The organism is Streptomyces sp. CC208A (assembly GCF_030010625.1).
In the GTDB taxonomy this organism is placed as follows: Bacteria; Actinomycetota; Actinomycetes; order Streptomycetales; family Streptomycetaceae; genus Streptomyces.
The window spans coordinates 198,362-219,122 of record NZ_JASCXN010000005.1 but is presented as its reverse complement, the minus strand read 5'-3'; the positions used below and the strand labels follow the sequence as shown (position 1 = coordinate 219,122).

Annotated in this window: 13 protein-coding genes; 10 read left to right on the top strand and 3 right to left on the bottom strand. The window is 68.7% G+C overall.

What is annotated here, in order from left to right:
• Positions 1-29: 29 nt before the first annotated feature.
• Positions 30-215 (bottom strand): DUF397 domain-containing protein, encoded by a 186-nt coding sequence (locus QK442_RS08755; RefSeq protein ID WP_282693293.1) that lies wholly within the window; start codon positions 213-215, stop codon positions 30-32.
• The gene (locus QK442_RS08750; RefSeq protein WP_282693389.1) at positions 212-1,069 is read right to left on the bottom strand and encodes a helix-turn-helix transcriptional regulator; all 858 of its coding nucleotides are present in this window, start codon (positions 1,067-1,069) and stop codon (positions 212-214) included. The genes QK442_RS08755 and QK442_RS08750 overlap by 4 nt, the downstream gene beginning before the upstream one ends.
• A gap of 188 nt (positions 1,070-1,257) precedes the next feature.
• Here QK442_RS08750 and QK442_RS08745 point away from each other — a divergent pair, with 188 nt between their 5' ends.
• The 10 genes from QK442_RS08745 to QK442_RS08700 all read left to right on the top strand — a co-directional run bounded on the left by QK442_RS08745 (position 1,258) and on the right by QK442_RS08700 (position 19,193).
• Positions 1,258-1,452 (top strand): hypothetical protein, encoded by a 195-nt coding sequence (locus QK442_RS08745; protein WP_349239636.1) that lies wholly within the window; start codon positions 1,258-1,260, stop codon positions 1,450-1,452.
• A 521-nt stretch (positions 1,453-1,973) separates the two neighbouring features.
• Entirely contained in the window at positions 1,974-3,785 is a 1,812-nt protein-coding gene (locus tag QK442_RS08740) for a reverse transcriptase/maturase family protein (protein ID WP_282693292.1), read from the top strand.
• Between the two features lie 71 nt (positions 3,786-3,856).
• Entirely contained in the window at positions 3,857-4,189 is a 333-nt protein-coding gene (locus tag QK442_RS08735; RefSeq protein ID WP_282693388.1) for an ATP-binding protein, read from the top strand.
• Positions 4,190-4,278: 89 nt separating this feature from the next.
• Positions 4,279-6,405, top strand: coding sequence for an N-6 DNA methylase (locus QK442_RS08730; protein WP_282693291.1), 2,127 nt, complete (start codon positions 4,279-4,281; stop codon positions 6,403-6,405).
• A gap of 89 nt (positions 6,406-6,494) precedes the next feature.
• Entirely contained in the window at positions 6,495-8,489 is a 1,995-nt protein-coding gene (locus QK442_RS08725; RefSeq protein WP_282693290.1) for a class I SAM-dependent DNA methyltransferase, read from the top strand.
• A 29-nt stretch (positions 8,490-8,518) separates the two neighbouring features.
• On the top strand, positions 8,519-9,751 hold the full coding sequence (locus tag QK442_RS08720) for a restriction endonuclease subunit S (protein ID WP_282693289.1): 1,233 nt from the start codon (positions 8,519-8,521) through the stop codon (positions 9,749-9,751).
• Positions 9,748-12,975 carry a type I restriction endonuclease gene (locus QK442_RS08715; protein WP_282693288.1) on the top strand — a complete coding sequence of 1,076 codons (3,228 nt, stop codon included), beginning with the start codon at positions 9,748-9,750 and terminating at the stop codon, positions 12,973-12,975. Before QK442_RS08720 ends, QK442_RS08715 begins: the two co-directional genes overlap by 4 nt.
• A gap of 247 nt (positions 12,976-13,222) precedes the next feature.
• Complete coding sequence (locus QK442_RS08710) at positions 13,223-14,788, top strand: serine/threonine-protein kinase (protein WP_282693287.1); 1,566 nt, start codon at positions 13,223-13,225, stop codon at positions 14,786-14,788.
• Between the two features lie 72 nt (positions 14,789-14,860).
• Positions 14,861-17,038, top strand: coding sequence for an AIPR family protein (locus tag QK442_RS08705; protein ID WP_282693286.1), 2,178 nt, complete (start codon positions 14,861-14,863; stop codon positions 17,036-17,038).
• 22 nt (positions 17,039-17,060) lie between these two features.
• Positions 17,061-19,193, top strand: coding sequence for a UvrD-helicase domain-containing protein (locus QK442_RS08700; protein WP_282693285.1), 2,133 nt, complete (start codon positions 17,061-17,063; stop codon positions 19,191-19,193).
• 106 nt (positions 19,194-19,299) lie between these two features.
• Here the strand turns inward: QK442_RS08700 and QK442_RS08695 are convergent, their stop codons facing one another.
• Positions 19,300-20,721 carry a hypothetical protein gene (locus QK442_RS08695; RefSeq protein WP_282693284.1) on the bottom strand — a complete coding sequence of 474 codons (1,422 nt, stop codon included), beginning with the start codon at positions 20,719-20,721 and terminating at the stop codon, positions 19,300-19,302.
• Between the last annotated feature and the right edge of the window lie 40 nt (positions 20,722-20,761).

Genomic DNA, 20,761 nt, shown 5'->3' with positions numbered 1-20,761 from the left:
CGCCGGCCGCTTCGGGGGCCGTGGGCGGCTCAGCCCTCCGAGGCGAACGACACGAACCGCGCCCAGCCCTCGCGTCCGACCGCGAAGGGCCGGCGCTCCACGTCCTTGGAGTCCCGGACGTGGACGGCCCGCGAAGTGACGGCGACCTCGACGCAGTCGTCGCCCTGGGTTCCGCTGTAGCTGGACTTGAACCAGGCGAGTTCGGTCGTACTCATAGCTCTCCTCGCAGACGCTCCAACGGGCCCCGCGACTCCTTGGGGTTGAGGGCCTGTGAGCGCAGTGTGTCATAGCGCTGGTGGAGCAGACGCACCTCTTTCGCCTCGGAGATCAGCCTCCCGTTCTGCTGCCCTTCCGAGTACCCGAGCCGCCGCCCGTCCGGAGTCTCAAGGAGTCGCACCGACCCGTCCAGGCACCCGTGGAACTCGGCCTCCACGGGCACCACCTGCAAGGTCACGTTGCGCGGTGCGCTCAACTCAAGGACGAGGTCCAGCATGCTCCGCTGCACCTCGGCCCCGCCCAGCCTGCGCCGGAAGACATGCTCCTCCACGATGAAGTGGAACGGGACGGTCGGCCGCTCGTGCAACATCTTCTGCCGCTTCAGACGCGCGGCGAGCTGGGTCTCCAACTGCCGTTCCGTCAGCAGCGGGATGCTGTTGTCGAACACCGCCCGCGCGTACGCCTCCGACTGCAGAAGCCCCGGCACGAGCCGGCACTCGTACGTGTACAGGCTCACCGCCACCTTCTCAAGGCGGGCCCACCGCCGGAACCACACCGCGAGCCCGGCCTCGGCCCGGCTGAGGAACGGTGCGGACCTCCGCAGGGCCCCTGTGTTCCCGAGCGCCGAGTCCCCCCGGTCGACGAACGCCTCGTCCGGCATCCGCCGCCCCAACTCCACCGACTCCACGGTGTGTTTGGAGAACCGTACGAGCTCCGCGAACTCGGCCCTGCTGAGCCCCGCGTGCTCCCGCAGGGCCTGGACGACGGCCCCGAAGGTCCGCAGACTGTCCGACGGATCAGGCTCCCGCCCCTGCTCGTCGGCCTCGTCGGCCTCCTCCACCCCGTCCGTCACGCTCTCGACGTCCTCCGCCACCGCGGCCACCTCCCGACGCGCCCGTACGCCGACCCCGTACCCACGGTCGGCAGCACTCAGCGTGACGCGTACGCCGCCCCGCCGTCCACCGCACGTGCCCGTACGCTGACGCAGCGTACGGGCCTCGCTCCTGGAGCGGGCCACCGTGCGCCCGCCACGCTGGCCCCATGCACACGACTGCGCCCCACCAGGCTTCTACCGTACGGGTGTTCGCCCAGCAGCTGTCCTCCACCCGCCGAGGCGCCCGCCTCGCCCGCCTGCTCGTCGCCGAGCGGCTGACCGCCTGGCAGGTGTCACCCAGCGTGTCCGAACGAGCGGTGCAGATCACCGCCGAACTCGCCGCCAACGCCGGTGCGCCATGAGGCGCTCTGTTGTATCCCCGGTTCAACCGGGAGGAACTGAAGGGAGGTTTCTGGGTCTGATGGCTTACCTGGACCCGAAAGGTGAAGGGGACAGCAGCATGCCAGGAAATCAACGATCACGTTCAGGTATGGAAGTGATGCGTTGAGGGACCCGCGCGATATGGCGAAAGCTGTACTGCCTGAACCCCAATCTCCAAGGGATGAAATGGCTGGCATCCATCGGAAACATACCTGACACCGATGTCGTGCCTTGCGGTGGAGTGATTGCGTATCCATCGCAACCTTCGAGGCGCGGACTGATTCCCAGTGAGGGAATTCAAGGAGATGAGTGGGGCGCCTAAGTCGCGCTAGATACGTACAACAGAGACGAACATGGGATCACCTAAAGGGCGTGAGCCCCAAGGTGACGGAGGCCCCGTAGTAGTCGCAGGAGTCACGACCTGCCAAGGAGGACGGGAAAGCCGTCCGCAGGGCGAAGGGGGCCAGGTGATCGGACATCACGATGCTGGGAGGTATGCGTAATGCAGAACGCCGAAACGGTGCTTGATGTCCTGCGTGAACGCGGCAGGCGGAGCCTGCCGTGTGATGAACTGTATCGACAGTTGTTCAATCCGAACCTGTATCTACTGGCCTACGGGCGCATCTACGCCAACCGTGGCGCGATGACACCCGGAGCCTGCGGGGAAACCGCGGATGGCATGTCCGAAGCCAAGATCGGGCGCATCGTCGAAGCCATGCGCCACGAGCGTTACCGCTTCCGCCCGGTGCGGCGCGTCCATATTCCGAAATCCAACGGGAAAACGCGTCCGCTCGGCCTGCCGTCCTGGTCGGACAAAATCGTCGGCGAAGTGATCCGCCTTCTGTTGGAGGCGTATTACGAGCCGCGTTTCTCCGGCCGCTCCCACGGTTTCCGCCCCGGTCGGGGCTGTCACACGGCACTGTCCGAGGTGACATACAACTGGACCGGGACAACCTGGTTCATCGAAGGAGACATCTCCGACTGCTTCGGCTCGCTGGACCACGAGATCCTGCTGGCCATCCTGTCGGAGAAGATCCACGACAACCGGTTCCTCCGCCTCATCCGACAGATGCTGAAGGCGGGATACCTGGAGGACTGGAGATGGCACGCCACACTGTCGGGATCCCCGCAAGGCGGTGTGCTTTCCCCACTCCTGTCCAACATCTACATGGACCGGCTGGACACATTCGTCGAGACAGTTCTCATCCCGGAATACACCCGAGGGAAAACCCGCCGAAAGAACCCGGCTTACAAGGAGCTGGAGAATGCGATCGGGGCTGCCAGGAAGCGGCTCGCCTACAGGAAGGAGAACACCGAGTCCGCTCAAGTCCGCCAATGGCGAAAGGAGTTACGCCGTCATCCGGCCGGAGATCCACATGACCCGGGCTACCGGAGGCTGCGCTACATCCGCTACGCGGACGACCACCTCCTCGGGTTCACCGGACCCAAGGCCGAAGCCGAGACGATCAAACAGCGCCTGGCCGCGTTCCTGCGCGACGACCTCAAGCTGGAACTGAACCAGGAAAAGACGCTGATCACCCACGGCCGCACCCAGGCGGCCCGCTTTCTCGGCTACGAGATCACCGTCCAGCACGCGGACGAAAAGGTCTCCCGGGGCGGTCGCGTCAATCGCGGCCTCCGCTCCATCAACGGGAAGATCCAACTCCGCGTTCCCAAGGACGTGATCAAGGCCAAATGCGCCCCGTTTCTCCGCCGTGGAAAACCCACACACCTGCTCCTGCTGACGAGTTGCACACCCTTCGACATCATCGGCATCTACGGAGCGCAGTACCGGGGCATCGTTCAGTACTACCTGCTGGCCGGCGACGTCTGGAGACTCGACCGACTCAAGGGGGTCATGCTGACCTCCATGCTCAAGACCCTGGCCGCCCGGCACCGGTCACGGGTGACCACGATGGCCAACCGCTACAAAACAACCATCAGGACACCCCAGGGACCACGCAGGTGCTTCGAGGCCAGGATCGAACGCGAGGGCAGGAAACCACTGATCGCACGGTTCGGTGGCATTCCCCTCACCCGGAAACGGACGGCCGTCCTCGACGACCTCCCGTCCACCTTGTTCACACCACGCAGCCGCCCGCGCGGCAGCCAACTCATCGACCGGCTGCGACGCGGACAGTGCGAACTCTGCGAGAGTCGAACTGAGGTGCAAGTACACCAAGTTCGCTCCCTCGCAGAGCTGAGAAGCGCAGGAGAACAGCCCGCATGGGCGCAACTGATGCTCAAGAAGCGACGCAGAACCCTCGTGGTCTGCCCGCCTTGTCACGGAAGCATCCATACACAACCCGGGTGAACAGCACGCAGTAGTCACTGGAGAGCCCGCTGCACCGAAAGGGTGCACGGCGGGTTCGGGCCGGGGGGCCACTGGAAAAGGGACCGCACAGCGGAAACCTCGCCAGTGGCCTACCGGTACTCTTCCACGGCCGCGTCCAGGGCCGCGACTTCCGGATCGCCCTCACCTGCGAGCCCGCCTCCGGCGGCATCCGCGTCGAGGTCACCGACCCGCGCGGCGAACGCCTCCCCACCCCGCCACCGGACCCCGAAGCCCTGCCGCCCGGCACCGAGTCGGGCCGCGGACTCCTCCTGGTCGCCGCCCTCGCCGACCGCTGGGGCACGGAACCGTTCCCGCCGGGCGGCAAGACGGTGTGGGCGGAGATCGGACCATGGAGGATGCCGCTGACGACCCCCGTTACATGAATGCGTGAAAGCACTGTCAAACACGCATTGGCGGTTGGGTCGTGATGTAAGGTGTGGGCAGCCTGCCAGAGGAGAGGTGCCGCCCGGCCATGCCCGAGACCACAGCCCACGTGACAGCGGCGGAGATCTCCCGCATCGCCGGCGTCACCCGGGCCACCGTCAGCAACTGGCGCCGACGGCACGCCGACTTCCCCGCACCATCCGGCGGCACCGAGAGCAGTCCTCTCTACGACCTCGGAGCGGTCCGGACCTGGCTCGGCTCCCGGGGCCACACCCAGGACGCCGACCCCCGGGAGGAACTGCGCACCGCGGTCCGCTTCCGGGCCGCCGACCCGGAAGGGACGGCCGCCCGCATGGCCTTCGTCCTCATGCTCGCCCGCTGTTCCCCCGGCGAGACGGCGGCGGTCGCGGCCCTTACGGACGACGAACTCGCGGCTCGCGCCTCCGAGGGCGTGGCCGGACTCCTGGACCCGGCACCCGGCCCGACGCCCGCGAGCCCCCTGTTCACCGAGGTCGACGCCGCCACCCTGCGGGCCCTCGTCCGCTGCGTACGCGAGGAAGGCGGTCCGGCCGCGCTCGCGGTGCTCGCGGAAAGGGAACTGGAGGACGGCGCGGCGGCCGGCGTCTACGGAACCCCCGAACCCCTGGCGCGGCTGGTCGCGGAGTTGCTCCCGACCGGGGCCGAACGGGTACTGGACCCGGCCTGCGGCAGCGGCACGCTCCTGGCGGCCGCCGCCGGGCGCGGCGCCACCACCCTCCTCGGCCAGGACTCCGTACCCGTACAGGCCCAGCGCGCCGCCGTCGGGCTGCGCCTCGCCGCGCCACGGGCCGAGGTCACCGTACGTGTAGGGGACAGCCTGCGCGCGGATGCCTTCGACGGGCTGACGGCGGACGCGGTGGTGTGCAACCCGCCGTACGGAGACCGCGACTGGGGCCACGACGAGCTCGCCTACGACCCGCGCTGGGCATACGGCGTACCCGGACGCTCCGAATCCGAACTCGCCTGGGTGCAGCACTGCCTCGCCCACCTCGCCCCGGGCGGCTGGGCCGTCCTGCTCCTGCCGCCCGCCACCGCCTCCCGCCCCTCCGGGCGCCGGATCCGGGCGGAGCTGGTGCGCGGCGGCGCCGTGCGGGCGGTGCTGGCCCTCCCGGCCGGGGCCGCGCCGCCGCTCCACGTCGGCCTGCAGCTCTGGGTCCTGCGCAGCCCCGAGCCGGGCGGCCCGGAGCGGAAGTCGGTCCTGTTCGTCGACACGGCCGGATCGCCCGCGCCGGGCGCCGGGGAGCAGGCGCCAGGCCCGTCGCGTACGGGCTCCTCCCGCCCCCCGGTCGACTGGACCGGCCTGACGGCCCGGACACTCGCCCACTGGAAGGCCTTCACCGACGACCCGGACCGGTTCGCGGCCGAGCCCGGCACCGCGCGCGCGGTACCGGTCGTCGACCTCCTCGACGACCTCGTCGACCTCACCCCGGCCCGCCAGGTCCGTGCCTCCCGCGCGGACGTGGACCCGGCCGAGCTGTCGACGCGTACGGAGACGGGCCGCCGCGAGCTGACCGAGGCCACCCGCTCCCTCCTCGACACGGCGGACATCACCGGCTGGACCACACCGGGCGGCCCGGCCCGGCCCTGGCGTACGGCCACCGCCTCCGACCTGGCCCGGGGCGGGGCGCTGACCCTGCTCCGTACCGTGCCGGACGCCAAAGACAGGGGTGTCTCCACGGCGGCACCGGTCCTCACCGGAGCCGACATTGCGCGCGGCACGGGCCCGTCCGGCGACCCGGCGGAGCTCCGGGCCGAGGCCGCGCCCGTGATCGCCGCCGGAGACGTCCTCGTACGGGCGATCGCGGGCGGCACCGGCCCGATGGCCCGAGTGGCCGACGAGCAGGACGCGGGCGCGCTCCTCGGCCCCCAGGTCCACCTCCTGCGCCCCGACCCGGCCCGCCTGGACTCCTGGTTCCTCGCCGGATTCGTAGGCTCGGAGGAGAACGTGGCGGGGGCCTCCACCGGCAGCACCGTCCTGCACGTGACACCGGGCCGGCTACGGGTCCCGCTGCTGCCGTTGGACCAGCAGCGCCGCTACGGCGAGGCGTTCCGGCACGTCCACGAACTACGCGCACGGGCACGCCGGGCCGCGCGGCTGGCGGAGGAGACGGCGGCCTTGCTGACGGCCGGCCTCACGGCCGGCGCGCTCCTCCCGACCGAGAGCGCCTCGGCCTGAACCGCACCTGAACTTCGCGACCATCCACCACACTTGTCCGCACCCGCTCCGGTTGGGCGGGACGGTCCGGAAGGAAACCGGGGAACCCCTTGAACAGCAGTAAGCACACGGAACTTGCGAACCACGCATGGTCCGTCGCCGACCTCCTGCGCGGTGACTACAAGCAGTCCGACTACGGCAAGGTCATCCTTCCGTTCACAGTGCTGCGCCGGCTGGAATGCGTCCTGGAGCCGACCCGGAAGGAGGTCGCCGAGACCGCTGCCCGGTACGAGGACCAGGAGGACATCGACCCGGGCTACTGGCTGCGCAAGGCCTCGGGCCACTCCTTCTACAACCGGAGCGACCTGACCCTGAAGAAGATCGCGGCGGACCCGCAGAACGCGGCGAAGAACCTTCAGATCTACGTCGCCGCCTTCTCGGACAACGCCCGCGAGGTCCTCGACAAGTACGAGTTCGCGCAGCAGATCAAGCGGCTCGCCAGCGCCGACCTCCTGTACAAGGTCATCGGCAGGTTCACGGACCTGGACCTCCACCCGGAGACCGTGCCCAACCACAACATGGGCTACATCTTCGAGGAGCTCATCCGCCGCTTCGCGGAACAGTCGAACGAGACGGCGGGTGAGCACTTCACCCCCCGCGAGGTCATCAAGCTGATGGTCAACCTCCTGATCGCACCGGACGGCGACGCGCTGACGGTGCCCGGCGCGGTCCGTACGGTCATGGACCCGGCCTGCGGCACGGGCGGCATGCTGTCGGCGGCGGAAGAACACATCCGGTCCCTCAACCCGGACGCCACGGTGGAGGTCTACGGCCAGGAGCTCAACCCCGAGTCCTGGGCGATCTGCCGGTCAGACCTGATGATCAAGGGCCAGGACCCGGAGCACATCGCCTTCGGCAACTCCTTCAGCGACCCCGCCCACCGCCGCGAGAAGTTCGACTACCTCTTGGCCAACCCGCCGTTCGGCGTGGAGTGGAAGAAGGTCAAGGAGGAGGTGGAGTACGAACACAAGCACATGGGCGAGGCAGGCCGCTTCGCCGCGGGCCTGCCGCGCATCAACGACGGCTCGCTCCTCTTCCTCCAGCACATGATCTCGATGATGAAGCCGGTGGACACGAAGGGCGGCGGCGGCTCCCGCATCGCCATCGTCTTCAACGGCTCCCCGCTGTTCACCGGCGCGGCCGGCTCGGGCGAGTCCGAGATCCGCCGCTGGATCCTGGAGAACGACTGGCTGGAAGCGATCGTCGCCCTCCCGGACCAGCTCTTCTACAACACGGGCATCTCCACGTACTTCTGGATCCTCACCAACCGCAAGTCCCCGGACCACAAGGGGAAGGTCGTCCTGCTCGACGCGCGCGACCAGTTCCAGAAGATGCGGAAGTCGCTCGGCGACAAGCGCAAGGAGCTGGGCAAGCAGCACATCGCGACCGTGACGCGCCTGTACGCGGAGGCGATCCAGGCGGCGGCGGACCCGAACCACGAACTCCATGCCAAGGTCAAGGTCTTCGAGAACTCGGCCTTCGGCTACCAGCGCATCACGGTGGAGCGCCCCCTGAAGCTCCGCTTCGAGGTCACGGAAGAGACGCTGGTGGCTTTGGCGGCGGCGAAGCCGGTCCAGAAGCTGGCGGAGGCGGAGCCGTTCGTGGCGGCCGTCCGCACGCTGCTGGGCTCGTCCTGGACGACCAAGTCCGAGGCGTTGGTGGCCCTGAAGGACGCGGTGGTGGCGGCCGGCCTGCTGTGGCCGACGGGCGCGCCCTTCGTCAAGGCGGTACGGGACACGATCGGCGTCCGCGACCCCGAGGGCGAGGTCCAGAAGCTCAAGGGCGAGCCGGAACCCGACGCGGAGCTGCGGGACTACGAGAACGTCCCGCTGGGCGAGGACGTCGAGGAGTACCTGAAGCGCGAGGTCCACCCGCACGTCCCCGACGCGTGGATCGATTACACGAAGACGAAGATCGGCTACGAGATCCCCGTTACACGGCACTTCTACGTGTACGAGCCGCCGAGGCCGCTGGCGGAGATCGACGCGGAGCTGAAGGCTCTGGAGGCGGAGATCCAGACGCTGTTGGGGGAGGTGACGGAGTGACCAGTACAAGAGTTTCCCTCCATGACCTCATGCCGCTCAGGAGATTCATCACCGAGATCACTGACGGGCCGTTTGGTAGCGCGCTGACGAGCAGTCACTATTCTGACGAAGGAGCGCGAGTAGTTCGCCTGGGGAATATCGGGCCGGCGGCCTTTCGAGAAGAGGATGTAGCGTTCATTCCGCTCGACTACTTCGAGGACCTTCAACGCCACGAAGTGAAGCCGGGTGACCTGCTGATTGCTGGGCTCGGAGATGAAAACCATCCAGTGGGGCGGGCATGTGTTGCTCCTGCGGGAATCGGCCCTGCTATCGTAAAGGCCGACTGTTTTCGTGCGCGTCTGGACGAAGACCGGCTGACCCATCGCTACGCGGCTTGGGCGCTGAGTTCTGCGTTCGTAGCACAGCAGGTGCAGGCTATGACGCGTGGTTCCACGCGAGCGCGAATCAACCTTGACGTGGCGCGCGAGATCAGGATTCCAGTACCGGATATCGAGGAACAGCGTCGCATCACCGACTTCCTCGGCGCCGAGACGGGGAAGATCGACCACCTTGTTTCCAAGAAACGGCGCCTGGTCGAGCTCCTGGAAGAGCGCAACGACAGCAGAATTCTGAGGCACGTAGGCGCGAGCGCCCTCGTGGCCGGATCGACTGGCGTACCTGTCCAGCCTGTCAGGCGCCTTCTGGCGAAGACGGTGAGGCCGTCAGTCGCTGGTGTCGGCACTGTCACGGCATACCGGGACGGGCACGTGACGGAACGCTCCCTGCGTCGGGCGGAGGGCTACACGCTCTCCGGATCAACCGAACCTCAGGGGCAATACGTTGTGCCGGGTGATGTGGTTATCCACGGACTCGACGGATTCGCTGGCGCCATCGGAGTGTCCGAGGCGTTCGGGAATTGTAGCCCGGTGTACCACGTGTGCCAGCCCCAGGGCGGTGGGGACCCGCATTTCTTCGGGCGCCTGCTTCGCCTGCTGGCCCTCCAGGGGTATCTGGGAAACTTCGCGACGAGCACGCGCGAGCGAGCCGTTGATTTTCGGAACTGGGAGCTCTTCGGACGGATCCCTCTCCCGGACGTGCCGGTCGAGGAGCAGCGCGAGATCGGAGCCGCCATCAGGAGGATCCGTCCTCTCAGGGAACTGGTTGAGCGATCCGCAGCGCTGGCGGCCGAGCGCCGCCAAGCCCTCATCACCGCCGCCGTAACCGGCCAGTTCGACGTATCCACCGCCAGCGGACGCAACGTAACGGAGGGAATCACCGCATGAGCAACGGCCCCGTCCACCACGAGTCCGCCTTCGGTGACGCCATAGTCGCTGCCATGACCGAGCGCGGCTGGCGCGAGGCGAGCCCCACCGCCTACCAGCCCGACCTCGGCCTGGACCCCCAGGAACTCTTCGGCTTCCTCGACAAGACCCAGGCCGAGGAGTGGCACCAGCTCCGCACCCTCTACGGTGACCCCGCCGAGGCCGAGCGCGGTTTCGCCCGCCGCCTCGACCAGGCCATCGCCACCGACGGCCTGCTCCACGTCCTCCGCAACGGCGTCAAGGACCGGGGCGTACTCCTCCGCGTCGCCTACTTCAAGCCAAACCTGATCGCCGACGACTCCGTCCTCGACGGCTACCGTGCCAACCGCCTCACCGTCGTCCGCGAGCTCCCCTACGCCACCAAGCAGGCCGACTGGAACAACCGCCTCGACCTGACCCTGTTCCTCAACGGCATCCCCGTCGCCACCGCCGAGCTCAAGAACCCGCTCACCGGCCAGGGCGTCGAGCACGCCAAGGAGCAGTACCGCACCGACCGCGACCCCACCGAGCTCATCTTCACCCGCCGGGTCGTCGCGAACTTCGCGGTTGACCCGGACCTGGTCTTCGTCGCCACGCAGCTCAAGGGCAAGAACACCCGCTTCCTCCCCTTCAACACCGGCTCCGAGGGCCCCGGCCGCCCCGGCGGCGCCGGCAACCCCGCCCCCAGGGCCTTCGGCCAGTACGCGACCTCCTACCTCTGGGAGCAGGTCTGGGAGCGGGACAACTGGCTGGACCTCCTCCAGCGGTTCGTGCACCAGCACAGGACCAAGACGCCCGGCGGCGGCACCACCCGCACCACGATCTTCCCGCGCTACCACCAATGGGACGTGGTCAAGAAGCTGACGGCCCGCGCCGCCACCCACGGCGCCGGACAGAACTACCTGATCATGGCCTCGGCCGGCTCCGGCAAGTCCAACACCATCGGCTGGCTCGTCCACCGCCTCTCCGACCTGCACGCGGACAACGACCCCCGCACGCTGGACACCGAGGCCCTGTCCGCCGGGTTCATCAAGCCGGGGGCGCCCGTCTTCGACAAGGTCATCGTCATCACCGACCGCCGGAACCTGGACGCCCAGCTCCGCGAGACGGTCGGCAGCTTCTCGCAGACCGACGGCCTGGTCGTCAAGATCGACGAGAAGCACGGGGCCAAGAGCGAGCAGCTCGCCCGTGCCCTCTCCCGCGACACCGGCAAGATCGTCACGGTCACCCTGCACTCGTTCCCGGCGCTGCTCGACTACCTCAAGCGCAACCCGACCGAGATCAAGGGCACCACCTTCGCGATCGTCATCGACGAGGCCCACTCCTCCCAGTCCGGCGACGCCGCGACCTCCGTCCGTGCCGCGCTCCGCGAGCTCGGCCTCGACTCCGACTCCGAGGACGCGGGCGCCACCAGCGCCCCCGTCACCGCCGCTACCACCGCCACGGCCACCGCCACCGTCACGGACAAGCTCAAGAAGAAGGCCCTCGAACGGTCCCGCGCCGCCAACCTCTCCTACTTCGCCTTCACCGCCACCCCCAAGGCGAAGACCCTCGAACTCTTCGGCACACCGGACACGATCGACGGCAAGGCCGCGTACCGCCCCTTCCACACGTACTCCATGCGCCAGGCCATCGAGGAAGGGTTCATCCTCGACCCGCTGCGCAACTACGTCACGTACAACACGTACTGGAAGCTGGTGAACCAGAACCGCGACGAGATCGAGGTCGACCCCGCCAAGGCGAACTCGCTCCTCGCCCGGTACGTGCTCACCCACGACTCCACCGTCTCCCAGCACGCCCAGGTGATCGTCGAGCACTTCGTCGCCCACACCCGGGGCCGGCTCGGCGGGCGCGCCAAGGCCATGGTGGTGACCGCCTCCCGGCACTCCGCCGTCCAGATGGCCCGCGCCGTCAAGAGCTACATCGAGGACCGCGACTACCACACCAGGTACCCGGACCTGGGCGTCCTGGTCGCCTTCTCCGGCTCCCTCACCATCGACGGCGAGGAGACCACCGAGCCGAAGGAGAACGGCGGCCTCTCCGAGACCGCCCTGCCCAAGGCGTTCGCCTACACGCGTGCCGACGACAAGGCGGTCAAGGCCGGGGCGAAGGGGCAGCCGGAGTACCGGATCCTGGTCGTCGCGGAGAAGTACCAGACCGGCTTCGACCAGCCCTTGTTGACGACGATGTACGTCAACAAGACGCTGACCGGCATCGCGGCCGTCCAGACCCTCTCCCGCCTGAACCGCACCGCCGAACGCAAGACGCAGGCCGACCTCGCCGTCCTGGACTTCACCAACGAGGCCGAGGACATCAAGGAGGCGTTCCGCCCGTACTTCGAGGAGGCGAACACCCTCCCCTCGGACCCCAACCTGCTCTACACCGCCCAGAGCCGGGTCATGTCCGCGCCGATCGTCTCCGAGCCGGAGATGGACGAGTTCGCCGCCGCCTGGTTCGACGCGAAGGAGAAGGCCGCCGGCTCACCGGCCAAGTGGGAGAAGCTGCACGCCGAGCTCTACCGGCTCCTCTCCCCGGCCGTCACGCGCTACGAGGCCCTGCGCGACAACGACGAGGACGAGGACGACGTCAGGACGGCCGAGGACTTCCGCGCCGACCTCAACGACTACGTACGCAAGTACGGTTTCCTCGCCCAGATCGTGCCCTACCACGATCCCGACCTGGAGCGCCTCCACCTCTACGGCCGCTACCTCCTCACCCGGCTGCGCGGGCGGGCGGACGGCGGAGTGGACATCGGTGACGTGGACCTCAGTCACCTGCGCGTGCAGAAGACCGGCGAGCACGACGTCTCCCTCAGCCCGGAAGGGCCCGCGACGATGCCGGGCTTCGGCGAGGGGCCGGGCGGCGCCAAGGAGGCCGAGAAGTCGCTCCTGTCCGAGCTGATCGAGAAGTTCAACGCCAAGTTCGGCACGGACTTCACCGACAAGGACATCATCCGGCCCTTCGAGGAGGCCAGGGCCGACCCCAAGGTCCGGGCGGCGGCCGTCGTCAACGACGAGGACAACTTCGGCAAGGTCTGGGACAAGGTCTTCGAGGACAAGATGGCCGACCACATCGAGTCCATCGCCGGCCTCGGCCGCCGGTACTTCGGTGCCGACCGGGGCTTCAAGTCCAGCCTGGACCGCAGCGCCCGCCGCGCCGCGTGGCGGATGATCCGCCGCGAGGAGGGCCTCGACGACGCCGCGTAGCCCCCTCGGGGCACACGCGCGGGCCCTCGTGCACCTCACCACCGGTGCACGAGGGCCGCGTCACAGCAGGCGACATCACGACGCACGGACGGTTATCGGCCAGATGTGACAGACCTTCCCCGTCTCCCTGGACGGAAGATCGCCGCCCCCACCACACTGGTCCCGACATGTCGGGCCGGCCGACACCACCTCGGTTCACACGTCGGCGCCAGCAACACGACGGGGCGGGGGCACGGTGCCGCAGCGGATGATCGCCGGACGCTACGAACTCCTGGAGGAGCTCGACCACGGCGGCATGGGCCACGTCTGGCGCGGCTACGACTCCGTGCTCGACCGGCCGGTCGCGGTGAAGCGCATCCGGCCCCAGGCCGTCACCTCGCCGCAGCTGGCGGACGAGCTGGCCAAGCGGTTCCGGCGCGAGGCCCGGATCACGGCCCGCATCCAGCATCCCGGCGTGCCGCAGGTCTACGACGCCGTCCTCGACGACACCCACGAGCACCTGTTCCTCGTCATGGAGCTGGTCGACGGAGTCCCGCTGTCCGCCTACGTGGACCCGGCCCGCCCGCTGCCGGTCAGCTGGGCGGTGGCCGTGGCCGCGCAGGTGGCCACCGTGCTGTCGCACGCCCACGAGATCCCCGTGATCCACCGCGACCTCAAGCCGGGCAACGTCCTCGTCGCCCGTGACGGGACCGTCAAAGTCCTGGACTTCGGCATCGCGGCGATCCTGCGCACCGACGCGACCAAGCTGACCGCGACCGGGAGCCCGATCGGAACGTCCCAGTACATGGCGCCTGAGCAGGTCCGCGGCGCTCGTGTCACCCCGCAGACGGATCTCTACGCCCTCGGATGCGTGCTCCACGAGCTGCTCGCCGGCCGGGTCCTGTTCCACGCGGACAGCGAGCTGGCGCTCATGTACCAGCACGTCACCGAGGACCCCACTCCGCTCCGGCAGCTGCGCCCCGAGGTTCCGGGAGCGCTGGAGGAACTCGTACTGCACCTGCTCCGCAAGACCCCGGAGGCGAGGCCCGCCGACGTCCAGGAGGTGTACGAGCGGCTGCGGCCCTTCCTCCCGCAGGCCGGCCAGGAACCGGCGCCCGGCGAGAGCGGCCCGGCCGGAACCCCGGACCCGACAGGGCTGTTCCGCCACCCGTACGCGCCCCGCTCCCGGCCCCGGCCGACGGCCGCCCCGACGCCTCCGGGAGAGCCGGCCCCCGGGCCCGTCCCCGTACCGGCCGACCTCAAGGTGCACATCAAGGAGGCGTACGCGCACTCCGACGCCCTCCTGGAAGAGGAGCGGTTCGCGCAGGCCGCGGAGGTCCTGAGCGAGATCATCGAACCGGCCGCCCGCGCCCTGGGCACCGAGAACGGGCAGGTGCTCGAACTGCGCACCCAGCGGGCGGCGATCCGGCTGCTCGGCGGGGACTACCGGGCGGCCCTGCCCGAGTTCACGGCGCTCGCCGACGCCTACGGGCGCATCGCGGGCCCCACCAGCGAACGGGCCCGCGCCTGCCGCGCCCAGGCCGCCCGCTGCCGCGCCGAACTCGGCCAGGTGACGGAGGCGCTCACGGCGCTGGAGTCCGTACTCGCGGTCGTCCGGGCCGTGGACAGCAACGTCAGCGAGGAAGCCATCGAACTGCGCCGGGACATCGGCATGCTGCTGCTCGGCAAGGGCCGCGCCGCCGACGCCCTGGTCGTCCTCGAACCCCTCCACGCCGACCTGAACGTCGTCTACGGCCCCGCGGACGAACTGACCGCCGAGGTCGCCGAGGCGCTGGCGCTGATACGGCTGGATCTGGACGGGTCGACCGGCTGAGCCCGCCACGCCCCCGCATGCCAGGAAGCAAGGCGGTCGGACACGTCCCGGCCGTGGGAGGGAACCAGGAACATGGACGCACACCACACCCCCGAGAACGCACCGAACGTGACCACGATGGTGCGTCAGGTGGGCAACGGTCTGAAGCAGCTCTACGGCGAGCTGCTGGACGTCAGCGACCTGGACGGCATGCCGGACAAGGAGCGTGAACCCCGTCTGCTCTCCCGGGCCCTGACCGCCCAGGCCGTGCGCATCGTCACCGGCTTCAGCCATGAGGACGCAGCCGCCACGGTCATCGACGGGCATGCGGACCAGGGCATCGACGCGATCGCCGTCGTGGACGGATCGAACCCTCACGTGTACCTGGTCCAGGGCAAGTGGAGCAAGGACGGCAAGGCCAAGGGCGAGCGGGACGCGGTGCTTGAGCTCCTGGCCGGGCTGCGCCTGATCGACGACGAGGACTTCGCCCCGTTCAACCCGCGCGGGCGGCAACTGGCCGAATACGCCAAGACCGTCATGGACCGCGGCCCTGTGCCCGTCACCCAGGTCGTCGTCCTCATGCGACCCGACAGCCCCGGCATCGGCTTCCAGCAGGCCATCGTCACCGGTGAGAAGGAGTTCAACCGCTACGGCGACATCCTCGACCACAAGATCATCCTGGCGTCCGAGGTGTGGTCGTCCGTCCGCCGTGACCTCACTCCCGAGCCGGTGCGTCTGTCGGCCACCCTGTTCCCCTGGTTCGGCATCAGCTCTCCGTACGAGTCGTACCAGGGTGTCGTCGCCGCCGAAGAGGTGGCACAGTGGGCGAAGAGCGGCTCCGGCCTTTTCAACCTGAACATCCGGAATCCTCTGGGCAGGACCTCGATCAACAATGAGCTGATCACGACGCTCAGCCAGGAACCGGCGCTGTTCTGGTACTTCAACAACGGCATCACCGTGCTCTGCGACTCCGTCGAGAAAGCCCAGCAGAACATGCGTGCGCCCCAACACCACCCCCTGACCCTGACCCTGCACCATGCCAGCGTCGTCAACGGAGCTCAGACCGTCCGGTCGGTCGCCGAAGCGCTCGCCGCCGATGACATCGCCGCCGAGGCCCAGATCGGCGTACGGATCATCGTCACGGGCAAGGCGGAGGACTTCGCCAAGGAGACGACCAAGGCGACCAACCGGCAGAACAGCGTCGGTGCCCGCGACTTCATCGCGCTGGATCCGGTCCAGGCCGCGATCATGGAGGAGATGAGGGCAGAACTCGGCCTGGAGTACAGCGTCAGGCGCAGCGAGCTGGATCCGCCGGAGGAGTCGGGCTGCTCCGTGGTCGAGGCCGCTTGCGCCCTCGCCTGCGCCCGCGCCGACAGCCAGTACGCGGCCCGCATCGCCCTTTCCCTGGAACCGCTCTGGGAGCGTGGCTCACAGGGCGTGTACGACGTTCTCTTCCGGCCTCAGCCCGGTGTCTTCCTGCTCTGGAACGCGGTGCAGGTGTTGCGTCAGGTGCGGCGCAGCCTGCTCGAACTCCGCAAGCGCTACGAGGGGCGTGGCGCTGCCTTGACGGAACACGGCACCTACCTGCTGACCCATCTGGTGTTCCGCCTGCTGGACACCGACGCGATCGGGGAGCCCGACCAGGATCTCGCCTGGGCGGCGGACGCGAAGGAGAAGACGAAGACGCTCGTCGAGCGGCTGCTGCCCGTCACCGCGGCGGCGATCGACGAACTCTTCACCGAGCGTTCTGTCATCCGTGCCGTGTGCTCCGACATCACCCGCTGCCGGGAGCTCGTCGAGCACGTGCTCGCCATCATGTCGGAGGAGTCCGGCGGTACCGTGCCCGACACGTATCGCCGCGTCCGTCCGTCGCGCAAGCGGCGCCGCCCCAACGCCGTACATGTTCTCGTCGACAAGGGAATCCTGCGCAACGGGGAACCGCTCACACTGAGCAGCGGCTACCCGCTCGAAGCGGCGGCGCTGCGGGACTGGCTCGCCGAAGACGAGCGGCGCAGCCGGGCCACCTGGGTCAACCACCGTACGAAGCCGGTTCTGTGGGCGGCCGACGGCAAGCAGTACTCGCCCACCGGCCTGATCACACGTATGTGGGAAGAGGCCGGCTGGGCGGACCGGCCCGTGGCGAACCAGGGAACCGCCCGCTGGGTGATCGGGTCGGGGGAGACCCTTGCCGATCTGGCGTGGAGTGTCCTGGACGCTTTGGAGGAGTCGGACGAGCCGGTCGGGCCGGCAGACGGCCAGACCGACCGGTAGGACCACGGGAGAGACGCCCACCATGCCCCGCCTCGCCTTCGACATCGCCTTCTGCGCCCAGCTCCCCAAACTCCAGGGCACGGTCCGCAAAGGGGTCTTCGACGCCTGGGAGAAGTTCGAGAAGCTCACCCTGGACCAGCTGTTCAAGGACCCGGGGCTGAAGCTGGAGTCGCTCAAGAACGCCCGGGACCCGCACATCCGGACGATCCGGATCGACCGCGGCACCCGAGGAGTCGTGCTGGCACCCGACAGCGGGGACACGTACGTCCTGCTGCGGGTGCTGCCGCACGACGAGGCCAACGCATGGGCCGTCAAGCAGAAGGCGAGCATCAACACGGTCACCCGGGCCGTCGAGATCCGGGACATCACCGTCCTGGAGGAGCTCACCCCCGCGTACGAACGGACCGCCCCCGCCCCCGAGCAGCGACTCTTCGCCAGGTTCTCCGACGGAGACCTGGCCGCCCTCGGCGTCGACGGCACGACCCTGCGCCAGGCCCGGGTCCTGACCACCCTGGAGCAGCTGGAGGCCTTCGCGCCGTTCTTCCCCCAGGACCAGCGGGAGGTCCTGGAGTACCTGGCCGCGGGCTTCACCGTGGAGGACGTGTGGCGCGAGGTGGTCGCCGTCAACCTGGCCGCCGCCGACAGCGCCGGGCCCGTGAACCCCACCGACTACGAGACCGCCATCCGCCACACCCGCACCCGCATCGCGCTGGTCACCGGATCGGACGAGCTCCGCGAGATCCTCGACAAGCCCTTCGCCGCATGGCGGGTCTTCCTGCACCCGTCCCAGCACAAGGTGGCCTACCGGCCCTCCTACTCCGGCCCGGCCCAGGTCACCGGTGGCCCCGGCACGGGCAAGACGGTCGTCGCCCTGCACCGCGTACGCCACCTGCTCGGCCACCTGCGCGACGGCGACCGCATTCTGCTCACCACCTACACCAACGCACTGGTGGCCGCCCTGCGCGCGGGCCTCGCCGAACTCGTCGACGACGCGGCGCTCCGGGACCGGGTGGACGTCATGACCGTCGACGCGTTCGCCGGACGGGTGCTGTCCACGTCACGCCGTCCCCTGCGCGCCGACGAGGAGCCGGCCCGCTGGCAGCAGGCCGCCAGGGCCGCGGGCTTCTCCGGCAGCCCGCAGTTCCTCGCCCAGGAGTACAAACACGTCGTCCTCGCCCAGAACCTGCGCACGTACGAGCAGTACGAGGCCGCCGAGCGTAAAGGGCGCGGCAGCGCGCTGCCCGCGGCGGCCCGGCCGCCGGTGTGGGGCGCCGTCGAGGAGTTCACCGCCCGGCTCGCCTCCGACGGGCTGCGGACCTACCTCGGCACCTGCGCGGAGGCCGCGGACCTGCTGGAGCGGACCGGACCGCGCTACCGGCACGTCGTCGTCGACGAGGCCCAGGACCTGCACCCCGCCCAGTGGCGCCTCCTGCGCGCCGCCGCCCCGGCGCGCCCGGACGACCTGTTCATCGCGGGTGACCCGCACCAGCGGATCTACGACAGCAAGGTCTCCCTGAAGGCGGTCGGGATCAAGGTCGCGGGGCGGTCGACGAAGCTGCGCAGGAACTACCGCTCCACGCACGAGATCCTGAGCTGGTCCACCGCACTCCTCGTCGGTCGCCCCTTCGCGGAGCTGGAGGACGACGCCCGCCACGAAACCCTGCTCGGCTACCGTTCGGCCCTGCACGGGAGCGGCCCCGAGACCCACGCCTCCTCCTCCTTGGAGGCGGAGCTGACGGCGCTCGTCGCGCGCGTACGCGGTTGGCTGGAGGACGGTATCGCCCCGGGGGACATCGGAGTGAGTGCCCGCTTCAACCGGATCTGCGACCAGGTGACGGAGCACCTCTTGGCGGCGGGCATCCCCGCTCAGCGGCTGCGGGCGGACCGTCCGTCGGCCGCCGACGCGGTGAGCGTCGGCACCATGCACTCCTTCAAGGGCCTGGAGTACCGGTGCGTCGCGGTGGTCGGCGTCCGCGACGGCGCCGTGCCCCACCCCAAGGCGCTGACACCGGTGGACGTCGACCGCCTCCAGCACGAGGCCGATCTGCTGGCGGAACGCTGCCTGCTGTTCGTCGCCTGCACCCGGGCCCGCGACGGCCTGTACGTGTCCTGGGCGGGGGAGCCCAGTCCTTTCCTGCCTGCGACCGAAGTGTGAACCGGAGCTGATGCCTGCAGCAGGCGACAAGACCCCGTCCTCGTCGTTTCCGCTGACGACGGGGTCGCTGCCTTCGGTGTTCGGCACGGAAGTGGTGCAGCGGCTCTCAGCCGGCCGGAGGGTTCTGCTTGTAGGTGCGGTGGAGATAGGTCCGACGCTTGGCACCCCGATCACGTGTACGTGTCTGGCGGGCACGCACGGACTCTTCGCTCGACTCCGTAGCCACGACAACGCTGTGGCCGGAATCGACACGTCGCTTGACCAAGGCGTACAGCTGCTCCCTGGTGGTGCCGACAGTTCCGACGAGCCCGTGCTTGACAAGATCGATGAACTGGGTGCCAGTGAGGTGACGTTCGACTTGGTCGTATCCGAGGATCCGTGCGGTGCCGCCCTCCCGCCTGCCGCGTGTGCAGTCGTCATCGAGGAGGAGTCGAATGTACGAGATGGGCAGGTACATGCCCGGGGCGAGCTCTTGAGTCGGCCGCCTACTGGTGCTCTGAGGCCAATGAGCGAGTTTCACGAAGCAAGGGTCGTCACCGAGACGCCACTCGCTCGGCTGCGTCGGAGGCCTGCTCAGCTCGGCTGCTTCTTCGAGCCGGTCGAGTTGGCTTCTCAGGCGTGCGTCCACATAGATCGAGCGACCGTCCGGACCGAGCCGCTTGTACTGGACGAAGACGAAGCTCTTAGTCGGTTCGTGGTAGTAGAGCATGTCAGTGCCGAGGCGTGATTCCACCGGCGTGGCGTTGACGTTGACGACCTCGAGTCGCCGCCCTGATGCGTCGTGGAGTACGTGAATGTCGCAGCGGACCGTGCTGCCCTGCTGCCATTCGCTGAACATTCCGAACGCCTCGCCCGCGACGCGGACGTCATAGTCGATGAGGCTGTGCTCCACAGGCTGCGGAATCAGCCCGGCGGTGTAAGGGGCGTCGTCTGATGACGGACGCCGCCATGCGGCGAGTGCGGCAAGCGGGAAGTCGGCCATGCGCAGCAGGCTGCCTGTCGCGTCGCGCTGCTCCTGCCATGAGAGGTCGGCATGGCTGTCTCCGAAGACAGGCGGGTCGGCTTGGGCTATCAGCCAGTCAAGAAGAGGGCCAAGTCCGGGCGACCTCGCGCGTAGTGCGCTTTCCAGTGACTGCCATACGGCGTTGCTGCACGCGCCGACTGTGCCCAACAGTGAAGCTCGGTCGAACGCCTGGCGCAGAGAAGGCGGCAGATCACGGAGTATGCCTTCAGGGCCATCGAGCGGAACGGTCGCCAAGCATTCTCGAAGCGGATCGACGGTGATGCTCTTGTCGACGGCCCCCACAGTGCCGTGCCGAGCCACGATGCCTATCCATGCGAGCCACCGCGATCGTTCGTGGCCGGGCTGGGACGGGACTTCACCGATCAAGAGCGCGATGGGTGGCCCATCGAGAGCCGCGTCGATGTTCAGGCTCTTTGGACGGGACTTGGTCAGGCGCTGCTCAATTCTGAACTTGCCCTGATTTGCGTCGAGTTCTTCCGAACTCAGAGTCACGATGAAGGCCACGCCCGCACCCTATCCCAGCGGCTTCGACCATGTTTCCGAC